This is a genomic window from Pseudomonas sp. 24 E 13 (assembly GCF_900004715.1).
Lineage (GTDB): Bacteria > Pseudomonadota > Gammaproteobacteria > Pseudomonadales > Pseudomonadaceae > Aquipseudomonas > Aquipseudomonas orientalis_A.
The window spans coordinates 1-3014 of record NZ_CVTO01000011.1 but is presented as its reverse complement, the minus strand read 5'-3'; the positions used below and the strand labels follow the sequence as shown (position 1 = coordinate 3014).

The 3014-nt window shown below is 62.4% G+C and carries 3 protein-coding genes; all 3 read right to left on the bottom strand.

What is annotated here, in order from left to right:
- Nucleotides 1-82: 82 nt before the first annotated feature.
- Nucleotides 83-574 (bottom strand): GNAT family N-acetyltransferase, encoded by a 492-nt coding sequence (locus BFP90_RS00405; protein ID WP_065895694.1) that lies wholly within the window; start codon nt 572-574, stop codon nt 83-85.
- A gap of 161 nt (nt 575-735) precedes the next feature.
- A complete protein-coding gene (gene zapE, locus BFP90_RS00400) occupies nt 736-1845 on the bottom strand; it encodes a cell division protein ZapE (RefSeq protein WP_065895693.1) in 1110 nt (369 codons plus the stop codon).
- 49 nt (nt 1846-1894) lie between these two features.
- Nucleotides 1895-3014 (bottom strand): 5-methyltetrahydropteroyltriglutamate--homocysteine S-methyltransferase (gene metE / locus BFP90_RS00395; protein WP_083203127.1); only part of this gene is annotated, 1120 nt, incomplete at its 5' end.

Sequence of the window (3014 nt, the reverse complement as noted above, 5' to 3'; positions counted from 1 at the left end):
GCAGGACGCGGAGCGTCCGGGGCGGCGTTCCCACGCGGAGCGTGGGAACGATCATCATCGCGCCTTTTTTGCAGTGCTTTTATTAAAGTGCCTTGTTCCAGAACAACATGCGGCCATGGGCGGGATCAAATACCGAATCGTCAAAACCGAACTTGCGATACGCCGACTGGGCCAGCGCATTGCCTTCAAGCACTTCCAGGGTGATCTTGCAGCAACCGCGCTGCCGGGCGATTTCCTCGACCTTCTGCAGCATCTTCTGACTCAACCCCAAGCCCCGAAACTGTTGCGCCACCACCACATCGTGGACATTGACCAAGGGCCGACAGGCGAAGGTCGAAAACCCTTCGAAGCAATTGACCAGCCCGGCCGGGACACCCCCAACGAACGCCAGCACACTGAACGCATGAGGGCGCTTGGCCAGCTCCGCAGGCAGTTGCTGCAACAGGTCGGCCGGCAAACTGTGGCCGCCGCCCATCGGGTCTTCAGCATAGTGGTTGAGCAGCGAACCGATGGCATCGGCGTGTACGGCGTTGGTGTAGCTGGCTTGCAGCACCAGGATGTCTGGGGTGTCCATTTCCTTCCTCGATAACGACAACCAGGGAACCGATTCCCTTTGAGAAGGTTGATTGTAAGCATGGAGTCGGCAGTAGATGAAGGAGATTAACGACAAATGTCTGACAGAAAGCGCGTAGATTGCACGTATCCAACGCCTCAAGCGCAGTGAACGCGGGGCTCTCAGGCGCCGAAGCGCTGCAGCTGCATTTCGCGCAAGCGGCTCAAAGTGCGACGAAAAGGAAACGCCAGGTAGCCTTCGGTATAGAGACGCTCCAGCGGCACCTGGGCCTCGATGAACAACGGCACTTTGCGGTCGTAACACTCATCCACCAGCGCGATGAAGCGTCGCACGCTGTCATCATGCCTGGACAACTCCGGCAATTGCCGATCCCCCGCGACCACGCGCTCGGCGCCGTCTTCGGTACCCCGGGCAATACGACCAGGGCGCTGCTGTGCGCTGAGGTTGGGCACCTCTCCCAGCAGGATGGCCTTGAAGCGATCGCACAGCAGCATGAAATCCATCGCCGCCAGGGGTTGTTCGCAGAGCTCGGCGTAACGGCACCACAGCACCGCGTCACTGGCCTGCACCGCCGCTATCGTGCGATGCCCCACGTTCACTTCCTTCTCGTCGCTGAGGGTTTGCCCGTCGCTCATCTGCCGGAACAGCGTGGCCAGTGCATCGGGCCGATTGACCCAGTAGCGCTGCAGACCCACGCCGGGATGCAGGCGATGATCCTCGCCGCCGTCCACGGCCAGCACCTGCATATTCCGATTGATCGCCGCGATACCCGGCAAGAACCGCTCACGGTTGAAACCTTCGGCGTACAGATGCTCAGGGGGTTGATTGGAGGTGCAGACCATCACCACGCCCTCCCCGAACATCACCTGAAACAGACGGCCGAGAATGATTGCGTCACCGATGTCATTGACGAACAACTCGTCGAAGCACAGCACGCGCACGTCCCGGCTCAGTTCCCGCGCCACCGCCTGCAGCGGGTCCCGGGTCCCGGTGAGCTGGAACGAGCGCTGGTGCACCCAGCCCATGAAGTGATGAAAATGCTGGCGGCGCGCGGGCACGCGCAGGCTTTGATGGAACTGGTCCATCAGCCAGGTCTTGCCGCGCCCCACCGGCCCCCACAGGTAAACGCCGGTAATCGGCGAACCACTCTGGTGCAACGCCTGGTGACAGGCTTGCAAGGCCTGCACCGCCCGGCGTTGAGCGTCGTCGGGCACGAAGCCCTGCCGGGCGATAGCGTGTTGATAAGCGGCGAGCGGCGAGTCGAAAGTCATTGGCGCAGTATGCCGTACAACGCAAACGTCTACCGCGCAATCTTCGCCCTCAGCCCAGTTCCGCACGCAGCTGGCGCGCCGCCGTCACCATGTGGATCAACGCCGCTTCCGTCTCCGGCCAGCCACGGGTTTTCAGGCCGCAATCGGGGTTCACCCACAACCGCTCAGCCGGAATCCGCTTGGCCGCCTTGCGCAGCAAGTCAACCATCTGCGCCACCTCCGGCACCCGTGGCGAGTGGATGTCGTAGACGCCGGGGCCGATGTCGTTGGGGTAGGCGAAGGCTTCGAACGCATCGAGCAACGCCATGTCCGAGCGCGAGGTTTCAATGGTGATGACGTCGGCATCCATCGCCGCGATGGACTCGATCACATCGTTGAATTCGCTGTAGCACATGTGGGTGTGGATCTGGGTCTCGTCACGCACGCCGCAGGCGCACAGGCGGAACACTTCGGTGGCCCAGTCCAGGTAGTGCGGCCATTGCGCCTGACGCAACGGCAAGCCTTCGCGGAACGCGGCCTCGTCGATCTGCACGATCCTGATACCGGCGGCTTCCAGGTCCACCACCTCGTCACGCAGCGCCAGGGCCAACTGCCGGGCCTGCACTTCACGGCTCACGTCTTCCCGTGGGAACGACCACATCAGCATGGTCACCGGGCCCGTCAACATGCCCTTGAGCACCTTGCGCGTGAGGCCCTGGGCATAGCGAATCCACTCGACCGTCATGGCTTTCGGACGGCTCAGGTCGCCGTAGATCAGCGCCGGTTTCACACAGCGCGAACCGTAGCTCTGCACCCAGCCGAAACGGCTGAACGCGTAGCCGTCCAATTGCTCGGCGAAGTATTCAACCATGTCGTTACGTTCGGCCTCACCGTGCACCAGCACATCCAGCCCGAGGTTCTCCTGCACCTCAACCGCGTGCCTGATCTCGCTGTGCATCGCTTCGACGTATTCGGCTTCGCTCAACTTGCCGGCCTTGTACGACTGGCGCGCCAGGCGGATCGACGCAGTTTGCGGGAACGAACCGATGGTAGTGGTGGGAAACAGCGGCAGGTCGAGGCCGGCCCGCTGCTTCTCGATACGCTGGGCAAACGGCGATTGGCGCTGGCTGTCCCTGGCGCTGATCGCGGCAACGCGCGCTTGCACGGCGGGCTTGTGAATACGCGGCGAA